This is a genomic window from Mucilaginibacter sp. P4_E8, assembly GCF_056401495.1.
This window is the reverse complement of sequence record NZ_JBFUJG010000026.1, coordinates 42726-59976: the sequence shown is the minus strand read 5'-3', so window position 1 is coordinate 59976 and position 17251 is coordinate 42726. Positions and strand designations below refer to the sequence as shown.

Here is a 17251-nt window from a genome sequence, read left to right as displayed (position 1 = left end):
TAATGACATATCAAGGTGGCAGGCGGCCTATGATGTCAACACACTGGCCAACAACTTATTGAAAAGCGGCGGCTTTGGTTTAAATTCTTCCTATCAAAACATGTGGTTTACAGAGGTGAATAACCCAGAAGCTGTATTGGTAACCGGATTTAATAATTCTACGGCCCAGTTCGCCTCAAAAAACAACAGCTATGATAAATCAGTAAGGCCGGCTTATTTAGGAGCTGGCAGCAGTTCGTCACAACCAAGCTGGGATTTTGTTCAAGATTATCCAATGCTTGATGGTAAAGCTCCTGGTGTATCAACTAAGTATAGCTATTCCCTGCAAACATTTTATAAAAACCGTGACCCGCGTTTTGAGGCTACAGTTGCCTATAACGGTTGTTTATGGCCAATATTAGGAAACAATAGTTACAGGTTGTGGACCTATCTATACTATACTGATGATAATGGAACTAAATCATCCAGTACCGAAATAACAGGTGCTACCAATACCGGCTTTTATTTGCGTAAAGCAGTTAACTCAAGTGCTGATGCCAGCAATGTACAATATAGCGGGACCGACTGGATGGAGATACGTTATGCCGAAGTATTGCTGAACCTTGGAGAATGTGCGGCCGAATTAAACAAGTTAGGTCAGGGCGAAGAAGCTTATTCGGGCATAATTGCAGTAAGAAAAAGGGCAGGTATTGAAGCCGGGAGCGATGGTTTGTATGGTTTGGATCCAGGTATGACACATGACCAGATGATCAATGCGATTATGCATGAACGTGAAATTGAGTTTTCATTTGAGGGTAAACGCTTTTGGGATTTGAGAAGAAGAAACCTGTTGTTGCCGTTGTTGAATAATAAGAAAACCAGGTTAGGCCTTACCATTGTACTTAAAAATACCGGGAGCAGATCTGATTACATAAAAAATACACGTGAGACCGGGCCTTTAGATGACCTGTATTTAAACACTTTTACTATTACAACAAAACCACTGGATACAAAATACAACTTAAACTGGCAACCAAACTATAGTTTCTTTGCTATTCCTCCGTCAACTATAGCCAATGATCCCAAGATTTTACAAACCAAAGGCTGGGATAATGGTTCTTTTGACCCGTTACAGTAAATCAATATATAAGGCAGCGGTACTGCTGCTGTCTTATATAAACCATAAGAATAATGATCATTTTAAATATGAAAAAACACACAGCCTTATTTTTAATAGCAGCAGCGTTGGGTTTTGCAAAGCCGGCTTCTGCGCAGTATCCGGATATACCTCAAAAGGTAAAAGAAGAGAGTGAAGCATTAATGAAAGAGGCAACACGTCGTTCAGATTCCGCATGGCAGGTGGCATTACCTATTATAAAAGCCGATCAGCGAAGAGGTAAAGTATTTGTGCCCTGGGCAGCCAGACCAACCGATTTGCCGCAGGCAAAAATACCTGCATTTCCAGGCGCCGAAGGTGGTGGTAAATATACTTTTGGCGGACGTGGAGGTAAGGTTTATGTAGTAACGAGTCTTGCCGATAGCGGACCAGGAACCTTACGTGACGCTTGCGAAAAGGGCGGTGCCCGTATCATCGTGTTTAATGTTGCAGGTATTATCCATATTAAAACGCCAATTATAGTGCGGGCACCATACATCACTATTGAGGGACAAACTGCACCAGGTGATGGTATCTGTGTGGCGGGCGAATCGTTTTGGGTAAATACCCATGATGTGATTATCCGTTATATGCGTTTCCGCAGGGGCGAAACCAATGTGGGCCGCAGGGATGATGCCTTAGGTGGTAACCCTATAGGGAATATCATAGCTGATCACGTATCAGCAAGCTGGGGTCTTGACGAAAACTTCTCTATGTACAGACATATGTTTGATCCCGGCGATGGTTCAAAAGAGCAAAAACTTGGAACAGTTAACATTACCATACAAAACTGTATTTACTCAGAGTCGCTTGACTATTGGAATCATGCGTTCGGTAGCACTACGGGTGGCGAAAATAGCACTATGCTTCGTAATCTTTGGGCCGATAATACTGGGCGTAATCCGTCGGTTGGTTGGAACGGGGTTTACAATTTTGTTAACAACGTAGTATTCAACTGGCACCATCGTTCAATGGACGGCGGCGATTACACCACCAATTATAATATTATCAATAATTATTTTAAACCCGGTCCAGTTACACCTAAAGATCAGCCGGTTGGTCATCGTATACTTAAGCCGGAATCAGGCCGTAGTAAGCTTAAAGAAAGAGTATTTGGTCGGGTATATGCGGTTGGCAACATCATGGAAGGCTATCCCGAAGTTACTAAAGATCCCTGGAAAGGTGGCATCCAGGTTGAGGGCCCAGGAGGTAAAGAAATGCCAGATGCAGGCGAATATAAAGATTACATGAAATCTGATAGCCCTTTCCCAATGGCTCCGGTAACTATTCTGCCGGCTACCGATGCGCTTAAATTTGTTATTGCCAATGCAGGTGCAACTTTGCCAAAACGCGATCCGGTTGATGTACGTATAACTGAGCAGGTACGTACCGGAAAGATCACTTTTAATGAGATGAAAACCGATACTGCATATCAGTTTAAAGTGCGTAAATTACCAAAAGACTCTTACAAGTTAGGTATTATCACAGCTCCCTGGCAGGTTGGCGGATACCCTGAATATAAAGGATCACCCTATAAAGACGCTGATAATGACGGATTGCCAGATGATTGGGAAACTGCACATGGTTTAAACCCTAAAAACGCGGATGATTCTGCATTGCCAGCAAAAAATGGCGGTGGTTATACCAACATCGAGGTTTATTTAAATGCGGTAGCCTTAAAAGGCGAAAAAAAGATTAACTAACATAAAATAAGTATATACAAACGGTGATGTTAGGATTTAAGTTTAAAAAAGGTCTTTTATATGTTCTGAGTTGGTTAATGCTGGGGTGTGTGCAATTGCATGCACCCTTATTTGCTCAGGGTAAAAAAAAGGCAGTTAAACCTCAGTCTCCTGTCGCTGCTGATAAAGGAGGGAAGTTGATCTATGCCATTGCCTCAAATGGCGACCGCATTCCTGATTATTCCTATTGCGGATATATGGCTTCGGAGAAACCAATACCTGAGGCCACTGTGCGTGTAGTAGTTCCATTAAAACCAGGTGATGCTACCCTGAGGATACAAGCTGCACTGGATTATGTTGCAGGATTACCTGCCGGTCAGGGTGGTGTTCGTGGTGCTGTATTGCTTAATAAAGGGGTATATAATGTTAATGGTAGCCTTAAAATAAATGCCTCGGGAGTTGTTTTGCGGGGTAGTGGAATGGGTACAAACGGAACCATACTATTGGCTGCTGGAAAAGACAGAGAAACTTTTATTCATGTTTCAGGTAAAAACGACAGGCAAACCGAAAAAGAAATTAAAATCACCGATGCTTATGTACCTGTAAATGCCAATATTGTGCATATAGCCTCCGGTGCTGATATTAAAACCGGTGATATGGTTATAGTGCACAGGCCAAGCACGCAGGCCTGGATCAACACTATAAAAACTGATCATTTTGGTGGCGACCTAACCGCATTAGCCTGGAAACCCGGCGAACGTGATATTTACTGGGATCGAAAGGTAGTTGCTGTTAATGGCAATGCCATCACCCTTGATGCACCTCTTACTACAGCTTTAGATACTGCCTATGGTGGTGGGCTTATAGCAACCTATAAATGGCCAGGTAGAATAGTGCAGGTGGGTGTAGAAAATTTAAAATTACAGTCAACTTATGATCCATCAAACCCAAAAGATGAAGCTCATCGCTGGATGGCTATCACTATGGAAAATGTTGCTGATGCCTGGGTGCGCCAGGTTACATTTGAGCACTTTGCAGGTTCAGCGGTATTTGTAGGATCAACAGGAAACCGTATTACTGTTGAAGATTGTAAATCTCTGTCTCCAATATCCGAAATAGGTGGGCAACGCCGTAATACATTTTTAACTATGGGCGGGCAAACCCTGTTCCAACGTTTATATTCGGAGCAAGGCTTTCATGATTTTGCCACCGGGTATTGTGCTCCTGGCCCAAATGCCTTTGTACAATGCATGTCATCACAATCCTACAGCTTTAGCGGAAGTATCGACAGCTGGGCTTCAGGAATTTTATTTGATATTGGTAACATTGACGGACAAGCATTAAGCTACATGAACCGCGGCCAGGATGGCCAGGGAGCAGGATGGAACGCTGCCAACAGCTTATTCTGGAACTGTACTGCTGCCCGTGTGGATTGTTACCAGCCACCAACCGCCCAAAACTGGGCCTTTGGTACCTGGGCACAATTTGCAGGCGATGGCTATTGGGAATCACCAAACAGTACTATCAATCCGCGCAGTTTTTACTATGCGCAGTTAGCAAACCGCTTAAATAAGGATGTAAGTAAGCAGGCCAATATTTTATATCCGGCTACAGAGCCATCAAGCAGTCCAACTGTTGAACAAGCAGCCGCGTTAATGGCCGATGCAAAAAAGCCGGCAGTAACCATTGTTGACCTGATTAACCTGGCTGCTGAAAAAACACCGGTCAATACCTCATCAGCAGGTGCTAAAGCTATTGATCAGTTGGGTCATAAGCAGGTTGATCCACCTGTTATGGCCCCTAAAATGAGTGTTGATAATGGATGGCTGGTGCGCGGTAATACCGTGCTGGCAGGCAAGCATTTTGAAACTCCATGGTGGAGCGGTACTGTTCATCCAGATTATACATCGACAACAGCCAAGCCAGCCATTACCCGCTGGGTACCTGGTCAAACCGGAACCGGATTGACCGATGATCTGAATGAGGTAGGCAATTGGATGGTTAAAAATAATATTGTAGCCTTTGAGCATAATTACGGCTTATGGTATGATCGCCGCCGTGACGATCACGAACGCATCCGCCGTATGGATGGCGATGTATGGGCGCCATTTTACGAGTTGCCTTTCGCCCGTAGCGGTAAAGAGTTAGCCTATGATGGCTTAAGTAAATATGATCTTACTAAATACAACACCTGGTACTGGGATCGCCTGAAGAAATTTGCTGATCTGGCCGATCAAAAAGGGTTGGTACTGGTACATCAGAATTATTTCCAGCACAATATTATTGAGGCAGGAGCTCACTATACCGATTTTCCATGGCGTACAGCCAATAACATTAATGGCAGCGGTTTCCCCGAACCTGTTCCTTATGCAGGCGATAAGCGCCAGTTTATGGCCGAACAGTTTTATGATGAAACTAATCCGGCAAGGCGTAAGCTGCATCAGGCTTATATCAATAAATGCATGGATAATTTTGCGGGCAACAACGGTGTAATTCAGTTGATTGGGGCAGAGTTCACCGGCCCGCTTCATTTTATGCAGTTTTGGGTTGAAACCATTAAACAATGGGAAACCACCCATAAAAAGAAAGAAATTATAGGCCTTAGCGCCACTAAAGATGTACAGGATGCGATACTGGCCGATCCCACTAAAGCATCGGTTATTAACGTGATCGATATCAGGTATTGGTATTACCAGGCCAACGGCGATGCTTATGCACCTATTGGGGGTCAAAGCCTTGCCCCACGCCAGCAAGCACGTATTTTTAAGCCCAAAGCAGCATCGTTTGAACAGGTTTACCGTGCCGTGCATGAATACCGCACCAAATACCCGGATAAGGCGGTGTTATTCTCTGCCGATGGCTATGATCATTTTGGTTGGGCTGTATTCATGGCAGGAGGTTCATTGCCGGTATTGCCTTCCGGAACGGACAGCGGGTTTTTAACTGCGGCAAGCAGCATGAAATCAATTGCATTACCAGGTGCACCTAAAGATCAATTCGCTTTAGGGTCGGCTAAGGGATATGTTGTTTACAACAGTTCTGATAATGTCATTCGTTTAGACTTGCCGACAGGTGGTTATAAAGCGCAATGGATAGATGCCCAAACAGGCAAAATTGCAATCGGAGAGCAGATAAAAGGCGGCAATAGTGTCGAAATAAAAAGCCCGAAAGCTGGGACTGCCATTTTATGGCTAAGCCGTAACTAATTATTTATGATGAAGAAAGTTGTTTTAATAGTATTTGCTTGTGGTTTGCTTTTTTCTTTTAAAAGCAGTGATCCGGTAATGCAGCCCTTAAAAGTATCCGAAAATCACCGGTATTTTACTGCAGATGGGAAACCATTTTTCTGGCTGGGTGATACCGGGTGGCTCCTGTTTTCTAAAATGAAGCGTGAAGAAGCCGAGCAATACCTGGATACACGTAGTAAACAAGGTTTTAATGTAATTCAGGTAATGGTGGTACACAGCATAGGCGAAATGAATGCTTATGGCGATTCGGCTTTGATCGGTAAAAATATCGCCCAACCTAAAATAACGCCCGGCAATACCTTTGGCAAAGGCAATGAATACGATTATTGGGATCATATTGATTGGATAGTTAGTAAAGCCGCTGAAAAAGGGATTTATATAGCTATGGTACCTGTATGGGGCGCAGTAGTAAAAGGAAGTCATATTGGAGCAGCAAAAGCGAAAATATACGCCGAGTTTTTGGCTAAAAGATACCGTAACCGGTCAAACATTATCTGGATGAACGGTGGTGATATCCCAGGCACAGATTCACTAAAAACATGGAATGCTATTGGTAATGTATTACATGCGCTGGATACCACACATTTAATTACCTTTCATCCCCGCGGGCGCACACAATCATCTACCTGGTTTCATGACCAGTCATGGTTAAGCTTTAACTGCTTCCAATCCGGTCACCGTACTTATGCGCAGGACACTTCTAAAAAAGATCTTAATTATGGAGAAGATAACTGGAAATATGTGCAGGTTGACTACGCTAAAACACCCGTAAAACCAACGCTCGATGCCGAGCCATCTTATGAAAGGATCCCTCATGGGTTGCATGATGTTAACCTCCCCCGGTGGACGGCTGCCGATGTAAGACGTTATGGTTACTGGTCGGTATTTGCGGGTGCCTGCGGATATACTTATGGCAACAACGATGTAATGCAAATGCATAAGCCTGGCGAGAAGAGAACCGCTTACGGTTCAAAAGGATACTGGTATAATTCCATCAATGACYCCGGTGCCCAACAGATGATCTATCTGAAAAAACTCATGTTATCCCGGCCGTTTTTTGACCGGGTACCGGATCAGTCGTTAATTGCCGGTGGGCAGGGGCAAAAGTATGATCGACTTATCGCAACAAGGGGTAAAAACTATGCATTTATATATACTTATACCGGCAGGGACATCAATATCAATACCGAAAAACTGGAAGGGACTAAGATAAAAGCGTCATGGTATAACCCGCGTAACGGACAAGTTACAGCTATTGGAACGGTTGCAAAGGCAAAAACGCTTAAATTTAATCCTCCCGGCCAAAAAGCAAATGGCAATGATTGGGTACTGGTCATTGACGCAATATAAACCTGAAAATAAAGTACAAATGAACCGATCTGTTAAATACATGTTATTAGGATTTGCCCTTGTTTTGATGTTATCATGCAAAACAGGTAAAAACGTGTACTTATTCACCTCGTTTCATGAACCGGCTAATGAGGGCTTACGCTTTTTATACAGCTATGATGCTTATCACTGGACAGATCTGAACCACATATTCATAAAGCCGGAAGCCGGCGACGCTAAGATCATGCGTGACCCATCCATAGCCCAGGGACCTGATGGCGTTTATCATTTGGTATGGACTACCGGCTGGAAAGATGATCAGGGTATTGGTTATGCCAGCTCAAAAGATTTGATCCACTGGTCGGCGCAGCAGCACATCAATGTAATGAGTTATGAGCCAACAGCGGTTAATGCCTGGGCTCCGGAGTTGTTTTATGATGACGAAGCAGATCAGTTTATCATTGTATGGGCATCAACTATACCAAACCGTTTTCCTAAAGGGCAGGAGCCTGAAAACAACAATCATCGTTTGTATTACACTACCACTAAAGATTTCAAAACATTCGCTCCAACAAAATTATTCCTCGATCCCGGTTTCAGCGTAATTGACGCCGAAATTGTTAAAAGGGCAAAAAATGATTATGTGCTGGTGATGAAGGATAACACCAGGCCAAACCGCAACATACTGATAGCTTTCGGCAATAAACCGCTTGACCCATACACCAATTATACCAAACGTTTTACCGAAATGTACAGCGAGGGGCCATCCATGACCAAGTCAGGTAACAACTGGCTTATTTATTACGATTCGTACCGGTTAAAAAGATATGGCGCCATGCGCACAACCGATTTTAAAACTTTTACAGATATATCAGATAGCGTAAAGGTGCCCGAAGGGCATAAGCATGGTACCATATTTAAAGTGACCAAAAAACAACTGAGCCTATTGTTAAAAGAAACGCAGTTGAAAAACGACAGAAGCTAATATGAATAAGATCATCATCAATATATTACTTTTTACCTTAATTACTTATGCCGCGCAAGCGCAGGATACCGTGCACTATACCGGTAATACGGTGGTTAATGTAGATTATCATCATGGGCAGTTAAGCCCTGTAATGGGAGTTCATAGTCAACAGATATTCCGGGCTAATCGCGAACATCCAGAACTGGCCGATGGCTTTGGTTTTACCTATAACCATGCCCCGATGCTGGCTTATTGGAACAATACTTTTTACGTGGAATATTTGAGCGATAAGGTAGGAGAGAGCATTCCCCCGGGCCAAACACTGGTAATTACTTCTAAAGACGGTCAAAGCTGGTCGAAACCAGCGGTGGTATTTCCTCAGTATAAAATACCCGATGGCACTACAAAAGAGGGACATCCCGGTGTAGCTAAAGACCTATATTCGGTGATGCACCAGCGTATGGGCTTTTATACCGCTAAATCAAAACGTTTACTGGTGCTGGGTTTTTATGGTATTTGTTTAGATGGCCACGACGACCCCAATGACGGTCTTGGAATTGGCCGCGTTGTGCGCGAGGTTTTGCCTGATGGCAAATACGGCCCAATCTATTTTATCCATTATAACCCTAAATGGAACGAAAAAAATACCAGTTATCCTTTTTATAAAACCAGTAAGGACAAAGGCTTTGTACAGGCTTGTGATGAGCTAATGGCTAACCCTTTAATGATGATGCAGTGGGCTGAAGAAACCGACAGAAAAGATCCATTAATACCATTGCACAAGGAATATAAAGCATTTAATTTTTATCACCTGCCTGATGGTCGCGTGGTGGGTTTATGGAAAAATGCCCTTACGGCAATTAGTACAGATAATGGTAAAACCTGGCCCGCAAATGCTGCGCGTGCGCCGCGCTTTGTAAATAGCAATGCCAAAATATGGGGGCAGCGTACCTCTGATGGTAAGTATGCCACAGTTTATAACCCGTCGGAGTTCCGGTGGCCGCTGGCTATTTCCGTAAGTCAGAACGGGTTGGATTACACGAACCTTTTATTGGTGAATGGTGAAATTACCTCGTTGCGTTATGGAGGTGCCTATAAATCTTACGGACCGCAGTATGTGCGGGGCATAGAAGAGGGCAACGGTACCCCGCCTGATGGTAAACTATGGGTAACCTATAGCATGAATAAGGAGGATATATGGGTATCATCCATCCCGGTACCGGTAACAGAAATTGCCGATGCTCATGCCGGTGAGGTTTTTAATGATATGCCCGCAGGTAAAGAACTTGAAAAGTGGAACACCTATAGTTCGCAATGGGCGCCTGTAACCATTGAAAAAGCCCCTGATGGCGAAAAGAGCCTTACGCTAAAGGATAGCGACCCGTTTGATTATGCCAAAGCGGAACGGGTTGTACCTGCATCTAAAAAGTTATTGGCCGATTTTACCATCATCCCCGGACAAAATAATACCGGTAAGCTGGATATTGAATTCCAGAACGAAAAGGGAGATGCCGCTATCAGGCTTACACTTGATTCGGCTGGCAGATTCTATACCAAAGCAGGCTATCGCGATAAGAACATTATGAAGTATGAGGCAGGTAAGCCCTACCACATCATCCTAAAACTACATACTAATACCCGCTTTTATACGGTGAACGTAAATGGTAAGGATGTATTGACAAGTTTGTTTTTTGCACCTGTGCTCCATGTTAACCGTGTAGTTTTCAGAACCGGTGATGTAAGGCGTTTCCCTAATTCGGATACCCCAACCGATCAGGATTATGACTTACCCAAACCCGGTGAAGCTGCTAAACAGGCTATATTCTATATTAAATCATTTAAAACAAGCAATTATTAAGGATGAAGAGGGGGGCGATTTTTTGCTGGATGATGATGATAATAGGTCTGTTTTGCTTTACTAACAGCAATGCCCAGGTAGTTTTACCTAAAATATTAGGCAATGGTATGGTGTTACAACGTAATCAATATGTGCCAATTTGGGGAACCGCTACTGTTGGCGAAAAGGTAACCGTTAAGTTTAACGGACAAACCAAAACCACAATAACGGATGCCACAGGTAAATGGATGGTAACGCTTAAGCCTATGCCTGCATCATCTAAACCGGCAACTTTAACTATCTCCGGCACCAATATCATAAAACTTGATAATATTCTGGTAGGTGAGGTGTGGCTGTGCTCGGGCCAGTCAAATATGCAGTATGAAATGCGTAAGAACAGCAAGGTAAAAAAGCCCGATACCAGTACAATAAATTCACCGGTTGATGAGCTCGACCGGGCGCATAACCCGCAAATCAGGATCTTTTTAGTTACCCAAAAGAATTTACAAAAGCCCGATTCTATGCACTCAGGCTGGAGCATTGCAGAGGATTCGGCTTTACGGGCATTTTCAGCGGCAGGTTATTTCTTCGCTAAAAACCTTAATCATGATTTGAATATGCCGGTTGGCATCATTTCATCAGCAGTAAGCGGCAGCCATATTGAACCATGGGCACCACAGGAGGCCTATGATGCCATTCCTTATTTTAAAGCCAACAATATCAAAATTGAAAATGATCCTGGTAAGTTCTACCCCAAAATGATAGCGCCGTTGGCACCATTTGCTATTAAAGGATTTTTATGGTACCAGGGAGAAACCAGTTGTTTTTTGGCCGAAACCATTACTTATACCTACAAAATGGAGGCGCTCATCAATAACTGGCGCAGGCTTTGGAACAACAAAAACATGCCCTTTTATTATGTGCAAATAGCGCCATTTTATTACTCGCAAAGTAAAGGACAGGTACCTTTTACAGAATTTACAGAACCCGAATTGCGTGAGGCCCAAACCCTGGCCCTGCAGATCCCTCATACCGGAATGATTGTTACTACCGATCTGAACGATGATCTGAAAAATATCCATCCTCCTTTTAAATGGGAAGTTGGCCGCCGGTTGGAATTACTGGCTTTAGCCATTACTTACGGACAAAAGAATGTGGTTTTCTCAGGGCCGATGTACAAGGATATGAAGATCAGCGGCAATAAGATCATTCTTGATTTTAAGTATGCGAGTGATGGTCTGGTTAGTCATAATGGCAAACCGCTCACTGATTTTACCATTGCCGGATCAGATGGCAAATTTGTAGCTGCCGAAGCTGTGATCAAAGGTAATACAGTGGAAGTTTCAGCCTCATCGATAAGCGCCCCGGCAGCTGCACGTTTTGCCTGGTCAGAGTCGGCCCAGCCCAATTTTTATAATAAGAACGGATTACCAGCAGTGCCATTCCGCACAGATAACCCATTAAAATTTACCTTAACCTCAAACTAACAAATCTATGAGATCTGCCTGTTTCAAAATATGTATAAGTGCACTGTTAATACTTAGCGGATTAAAAGCCTATGCGCAGGAAACACAAAAGATGTATTTATCAGGCACAGGCAGCGATCATACCGTTAACTGGCAGTTTTTCTGTACCCAGGGACGTAACTCGGGTAAATGGACTACTATCCCAGTGCCATCAAACTGGGAATTTCAAGGTTTTGGCAAGTATAATTACGGCCTGGCTAAGGATAGTTTAAGGGGAAAGGAACAAGGATTATACAAATACGAATTTACGGTGCCTGCTGCCTGGCAGGGTAAAGCTATCAACATTGTTTTTGATGGCTCCATGACAGATACTGAAGTTAAACTCAACGGCAAATCGGCAGGGGCCATCCATCAGGGCTCGTTTTATCGATTTAAATATGATGTGAGCGGTTTGCTTAATTATGGCAAATCAAATCTATTGGAGGTAAAAGTTTCCAAACACTCGGCCAACGCGTCTGTGAACGCGGCTGAAAGAAAAGGAGATTTCTGGATCTTCGGTGGCATTTTTCGCCCGGTTTTCCTCGAAGTTTCTCCCAAAACAAATATTAATTATTACGCCGTTGATGCCAAGGCCAATGGTAATTTGAAAGCGGCTTTAAAACTTTCATCGGTTAAAACAGGCACCATAACCGGGCAGGTATATGCACTCAACGGCCAGAAAGTAGGTACTGCGTTTACTGCTAAGGTAAATACAGGCGACACGATGGTTAATATCAGTACGCACATCACATCTCCTCAATTATGGACACCCGAATCTCCTAACCTGTATAACGTGGTGTTTACCCTCAATCAGAATGGCAAGGCTGTGCATAGTGTAAAACAAAGGTTTGGTTTTCGAACGGTTGAATTGCGCGTGCATGACGGTATTTACGTAAACAACGTAAAGATCAAGTTTAAGGGCGTTAACCGCCATTCCTTTTGGCCGACTACCGGCAGGGCCCTAAACAAAAAAATAAGTATCGAAGATGTAAAGATGCTGAAGGATATGAACATGAACGCGGTACGGATGTCTCACTATCCGCCCGATGATCATTTCCTGGATGCCTGCGATTCATTGGGCTTATTTGTATTGGATGAGTTAACCGGCTGGCATCAACATTATGATACACAGGTAGGCTCCAAACTGGTGAAAGAGCTGATTGAAAAAGATACTAACCATCCTTCCATTGTATTATGGGATAACGGTAACGAGGGTGGTTTTAATTTTGATCTCGACCATTTATTTGACGAGTTGGATATACAGAAACGTCCGCTAATACATCCCTGGGGTATTTTCCGTGGTACAAATACCCAGCATTATGTCAACTATGATTACGGGACGGGTACAGGAATACATGGGCACGATGTATTTTTCCCGACTGAGTTTCTACATGGCCTTTACGATGGCGGTGCAGGCGCGGGTTTAGATGATTTCTGGGATCAGATGTGGCATACGCCTATATCGGCAGGGGGTTTTATCTGGGATTTTGCTGATGAAGCTGTAGTGCGTACTGATAAGAATGGCGAACTGGATACAGACGGAGATCATGGCCCGGATGGCATTGTAGGCCCATATCATGAAAAAGAAGGAAGCTATTACACCATTAAAGAAGTTTGGAGCCCGGTGTATTTAGAGCCGCGTGAAATAACTCCGGCATTTAACGGGACGATAAGATTAGAGAACCGGTTTTTCTACACCAACTTAAAACAATGCAGTTTTAGCTATAAACTGACCAGGCTGGATAATCCATATCACAAAGCGGGCATCGCACCTAAAACCGGAATTATTGCTTCGCCCGATGTAGCGCCGGGGCAGTATGGTAACCTGCAACTGCAATTACCTGCCGGTTGGCAAAGTTTTGATGTACTGTATGTAACTGCTTATGACATTACTAAACATGAGCTGTATACCTGGAGTTTTCCAATCAGCAGCCATGATAAAATTACCGGAGGTATGATTTCCAAAACAGGTGGCAGCAAAGCCTTGATTGAGGAAACTGATTCTCTTTATAAGGTAAAAACCAACAATGGTATTGAACTGGAATTTAACCGTAACTCGGGTATATTGGTAAAAGTAAAAAACGCGAAGGGAAACATCCCTTTTAATAACGGACCTGTATTGATCGAAGGGCAAGACCAATCAGGGTTTCAAAAGCTTAGCCACCGCTACGATGGTGATAACCTCATTGTCGAAGCACAATTTCCCCCCAAGAAAACCGAACCTATGCTCAAATGGATAATCTACCCATCAGGTTGGGTGCAACTGGATGTAAGATACTGGCCCATTGGCGAAGAGGCTGCATTATTGGGTGTTAATTTCTCTTTCCCCGAAAAGGAAGTAAAAGGCGTAACCTATTTAGGCGATGGCCCATACCGCGTTTGGAAAAACAGGATGAAGGGAACCTCATTGGGTGTTTGGAATAAAACTTATAATAATACCATTACCGGGCAGGGAAATGTAGTTTATCCAGAGTTTAAAGGATACTATTCTAACCTGTACTGGATGAAGCTGGAAACTACCGGTCAGCCTATAACTATAGTGTGCAATAACCAGGATGTGTTCATGCGCCTGTTTACACCCTCTAATCCTCAAAAAACTTACAACGTTGCACCTGCATTTCCATCAGGCGATATATCATTTATGCACGGTATCATGCCAATAGGCACCAAATCGCAAAAGCCGGAATACCTGGGTGCAAGCGGACAAAAGAATAAATATTTCAATTACGATAAGAATATTGAGGATGCGTTGCCGCTCACTTTATACTTTGATTTCTCGGGTAAATAATTGATGAAGACGATTTTAGTACATATCACCCTCATGTTCACCGCCGTTTTAAGCTGCTGTTTAAATTGCTATGCCGATATCAGTTTGCAGAACCTGAAGTGTGAAATGCTGGAAAATCCTTTGGGCATCGGCACCGTTCATCCACGTTTAAGCTGGCAGATCATGAGTGATGCGCGTAATACTAATCAAACAGCTTATCAGGTGATTGTTGCTTCAACAGCTGCAAAGCTGGCGGCTAATCAGGGCGATCTGTGGGATTCGCACAAGATAAATTCTGATCAATCCATCATGGTTATATACACAGGTAAGCCGCTAATGAGCCTCACGGTCTGTTACTGGAAAGTTAGGGTATGGGCCAACAACGGCGAAAGCAAATGGAGCGAACCCGCCAAATGGACCGAAGGCTTGCTGAACACTGCCGATTGGAAAGCCCGTTGGGTAGGTTATGATCATGGCTTTCCCTGGGACAGTGTTTCTAAATTCTCCCGTTTATCATCTCGTTATTACCGTAAACAGTTTAATATTAAATCAGGTATAAAAAGAGCTATGGCTTATATAGTTGGCTTGGGTCATTACGAACTATATGTAAATGGGAAATCTATAGGCGATCAGGTATTGGCCGAGCCGCCTACTGACTACACCAAATCTGTGAAATACAGCACTTTTGACGTTACTCAAAATATTAAACAAGGTGAAAATACTATTGCTACAGTATTGGGAAATGGTCGCTTTTTTACTATGCGCCCAAAGTATAAACCCAAAAAGATCAAGGAGTTTGGTTTTCCCAAAATGCTGTTGCAGTTGGAGGTGGAATATACCAATGGCACCAAACAATTCATAGTAAGTGATGGCAGCTGGAAATTTACTGCCGATGGCCCCATCCGTACCAATAACGAATATGACGGCGAAGAATATGACGCTACCAAAGAGTTTACCGGATGGAACAACAGTGGTTTTGATGATAGCAAATGGCTAAAAGCAGAACTGGTTGAATCACCCGGCGGCAGGGTAGAGGCGCAGATGAATGAACCCATCAAGGTGATGGCTGTAGTAAAACCTATAGGTATTACCCAGCTTAAACCCGGCACCTGGATTATGGATATGGGGCAAAACATGGCCGGTTGGCTGCAAATGCGCGTAAAGGGTAACCGGGGCGATAAGGTGACCCTGCGCTATGCCGAAACACTACAACCCAATGGCGAACTATACGTTGCTAATTTACGGGATGCTAAAGTAACCGATATCTATACGTTAAAAGGAGGGGAACAGGAAACCTGGCACCCGGTATTTGTATATCACGGCTTTAGGTACGTAGAGATCAGTGGCTATCCCGGTAAACCCGAACTTTCAGATTTTGAGGGGCAGGTAGTATATGATGCCATGGCTACTATCGGGCACTTTGAAACATCAAATCCACTCATTAACCAAATCTATCATAACGCCTATTGGGGCATACTGAGCAACTATAAAGGTATGCCGGTTGATTGTCCGCAGCGTAACGAACGTATGCCCTGGCTGGGAGACCGCGCGGTGGGCTCGCTGGGCGAAAGCTTTGTATTTGCTAATGGCAACCTGTACGCCAAATGGCTGGATGATATTGCCGACTCACAAAAGCCAGATGGCGCCATACCCGATGTGGCTCCGGCTTACTGGAACTATTACAGCAATAACATGACCTGGCCTGGTACTTATATCCTGGTAGCTGATATGCTTTATCGTCAGTTTGGCGATAGATCTCCCATTGAGAAGCACTATGTCTCCATGAAAAAATGGATGGCTTATATGCGCTTAAAATACATGAAGGATTATATTGTGACCAAAGATAAATATGGCGACTGGTGTGTTCCCCCTGAATCGCCGGAAATGATCCACTCCAAAGACCCTGCACGTAATACCGATGGTCAGCTTATTGCTACTGCATATTATTACCACCTCTCGGGTCTGATGCAGAAGTTTGCCAAACTGCTTCATAAACCTGCCGACGCGCAAGCCTTCGCAGCTTTGCAATTGAGCATTGGCAAGGCCTTTAATCAAAAATACCTGGATACAAAGAATTTTAAATACGATAACAATACGGTTACAGCTAATCTGCTGCCGCTTTACTTTGGTATTACCCCGGCTGCAAATCGCCAGGCAGTATTTAAAAACATAGTTGATAAAATTCAGAATGAAGCCAATGACCATATCAGCACAGGTGTTATCGGTACCCAATGGCTCATGCGTGGGCTCACAGAATATGGCCGGCCTGATCTGGCTTACCGTATAGCCTCCAACAGTGATTACCCAAGCTGGGGTTACATGGTTAAACATGGCGCTACAACCATTTGGGAATTATGGAATGGCGATACGGCTAACCCGGCCATGAACTCTCACAACCATATTATGCTTCTTGGCGATCTGATAGCCTGGTTTTATCAGGACCTGGCTGGTATAAAAACTATAAATGCGGGTTTTAAAGAAATAGTGATGATTCCCCCGGTCATTGAAGATCTGGATAAGGTTGATGCCTCGTATGAAACCCCTTATGGATTAGTGAAAAGTAGCTGGACAAGCGATAAAACCAATTTTAACTGGCATATAACCATACCACCTAATAGTAAAGCTTTGGTTTATATACCGGCAAATTCAACCAGTAATATAACCGAAGGCAACCAAAAAGTAATAGGGGTAAAAAATATTAAACTGATTAAAATGGAAAATGGGAGAGCCATTTTTAAAATCGGATCAGGTAGTTATGGTTTTGAAGTTAAAAATTAAATG

At 43.6% G+C, this 17251-nt stretch carries 9 protein-coding genes; all 9 read left to right on the top strand.

Annotated features, from left to right (window positions below):
• Positions 1–1117, top strand: a 1117-nt coding sequence (locus AC1DRQ_RS12905) for a RagB/SusD family nutrient uptake outer membrane protein (RefSeq protein ID WP_477424943.1), incomplete at its 5' end; no start/stop codon positions are given.
• Positions 1118–1185: 68 nt separating this feature from the next.
• Positions 1186–2838, top strand: a complete 1653-nt coding sequence (locus tag AC1DRQ_RS12900) for a pectate lyase family protein (RefSeq protein WP_477424941.1) — start codon at positions 1186–1188, stop codon at positions 2836–2838.
• Between the two features lie 89 nt (positions 2839–2927).
• A complete protein-coding gene (locus AC1DRQ_RS12895; protein ID WP_477424939.1) occupies positions 2928–6023 on the top strand; it encodes a DUF6298 domain-containing protein in 3096 nt (1031 codons plus the stop codon).
• A 6-nt stretch (positions 6024–6029) separates the two neighbouring features.
• Positions 6030–7415: a glycoside hydrolase family 140 protein gene (locus AC1DRQ_RS12890; protein WP_477424937.1), complete on the top strand. Its 1386-nt coding sequence runs from the start codon at positions 6030–6032 to the stop codon at positions 7413–7415.
• 19 nt (positions 7416–7434) lie between these two features.
• Entirely contained in the window at positions 7435–8379 is a 945-nt protein-coding gene (locus AC1DRQ_RS12885; protein ID WP_477424935.1) for a glycoside hydrolase family 43 protein, read from the top strand.
• A gap of 1 nt (position 8380) precedes the next feature.
• Entirely contained in the window at positions 8381–10219 is a 1839-nt protein-coding gene (locus AC1DRQ_RS12880) for a sialidase family protein (protein WP_477424932.1), read from the top strand.
• A gap of 29 nt (positions 10220–10248) precedes the next feature.
• Positions 10249–11685, top strand: coding sequence for a sialate O-acetylesterase (locus AC1DRQ_RS12875; RefSeq protein WP_477424930.1), 1437 nt, complete (start codon positions 10249–10251; stop codon positions 11683–11685).
• A gap of 7 nt (positions 11686–11692) precedes the next feature.
• Positions 11693–14491 carry a glycoside hydrolase family 2 protein gene (locus AC1DRQ_RS12870; protein WP_477424928.1) on the top strand — a complete coding sequence of 933 codons (2799 nt, stop codon included), beginning with the start codon at positions 11693–11695 and terminating at the stop codon, positions 14489–14491.
• A 3-nt stretch (positions 14492–14494) separates the two neighbouring features.
• Positions 14495–17248, top strand: coding sequence for an alpha-L-rhamnosidase (locus AC1DRQ_RS12865; protein WP_477424925.1), 2754 nt, complete (start codon positions 14495–14497; stop codon positions 17246–17248).
• The last annotated feature ends 3 nt before the right edge of the window (positions 17249–17251 follow it).

Excerpts from the sequence above, each read along its gene's own strand:
- AC1DRQ_RS12900 (WP_477424941.1), top strand. The coding sequence starts at position 1,186 with ATGAAAAAACACACAGCCTTATTTTTAATAGCAGCAGCGTTGGGTTTT.
- AC1DRQ_RS12885 (WP_477424935.1), top strand. The coding sequence starts at position 7,435 with ATGAACCGATCTGTTAAATACATGTTATTAGGATTTGCCCTTGTTTTG.
- AC1DRQ_RS12880 (WP_477424932.1), top strand. The coding sequence starts at position 8,381 with ATGAATAAGATCATCATCAATATATTACTTTTTACCTTAATTACTTAT.
- AC1DRQ_RS12875 (WP_477424930.1), top strand. The coding sequence starts at position 10,249 with ATGATGATGATAATAGGTCTGTTTTGCTTTACTAACAGCAATGCCCAG.
- AC1DRQ_RS12870 (WP_477424928.1), top strand. The coding sequence starts at position 11,693 with ATGAGATCTGCCTGTTTCAAAATATGTATAAGTGCACTGTTAATACTT.
- AC1DRQ_RS12865 (WP_477424925.1), top strand. The coding sequence starts at position 14,495 with ATGAAGACGATTTTAGTACATATCACCCTCATGTTCACCGCCGTTTTA.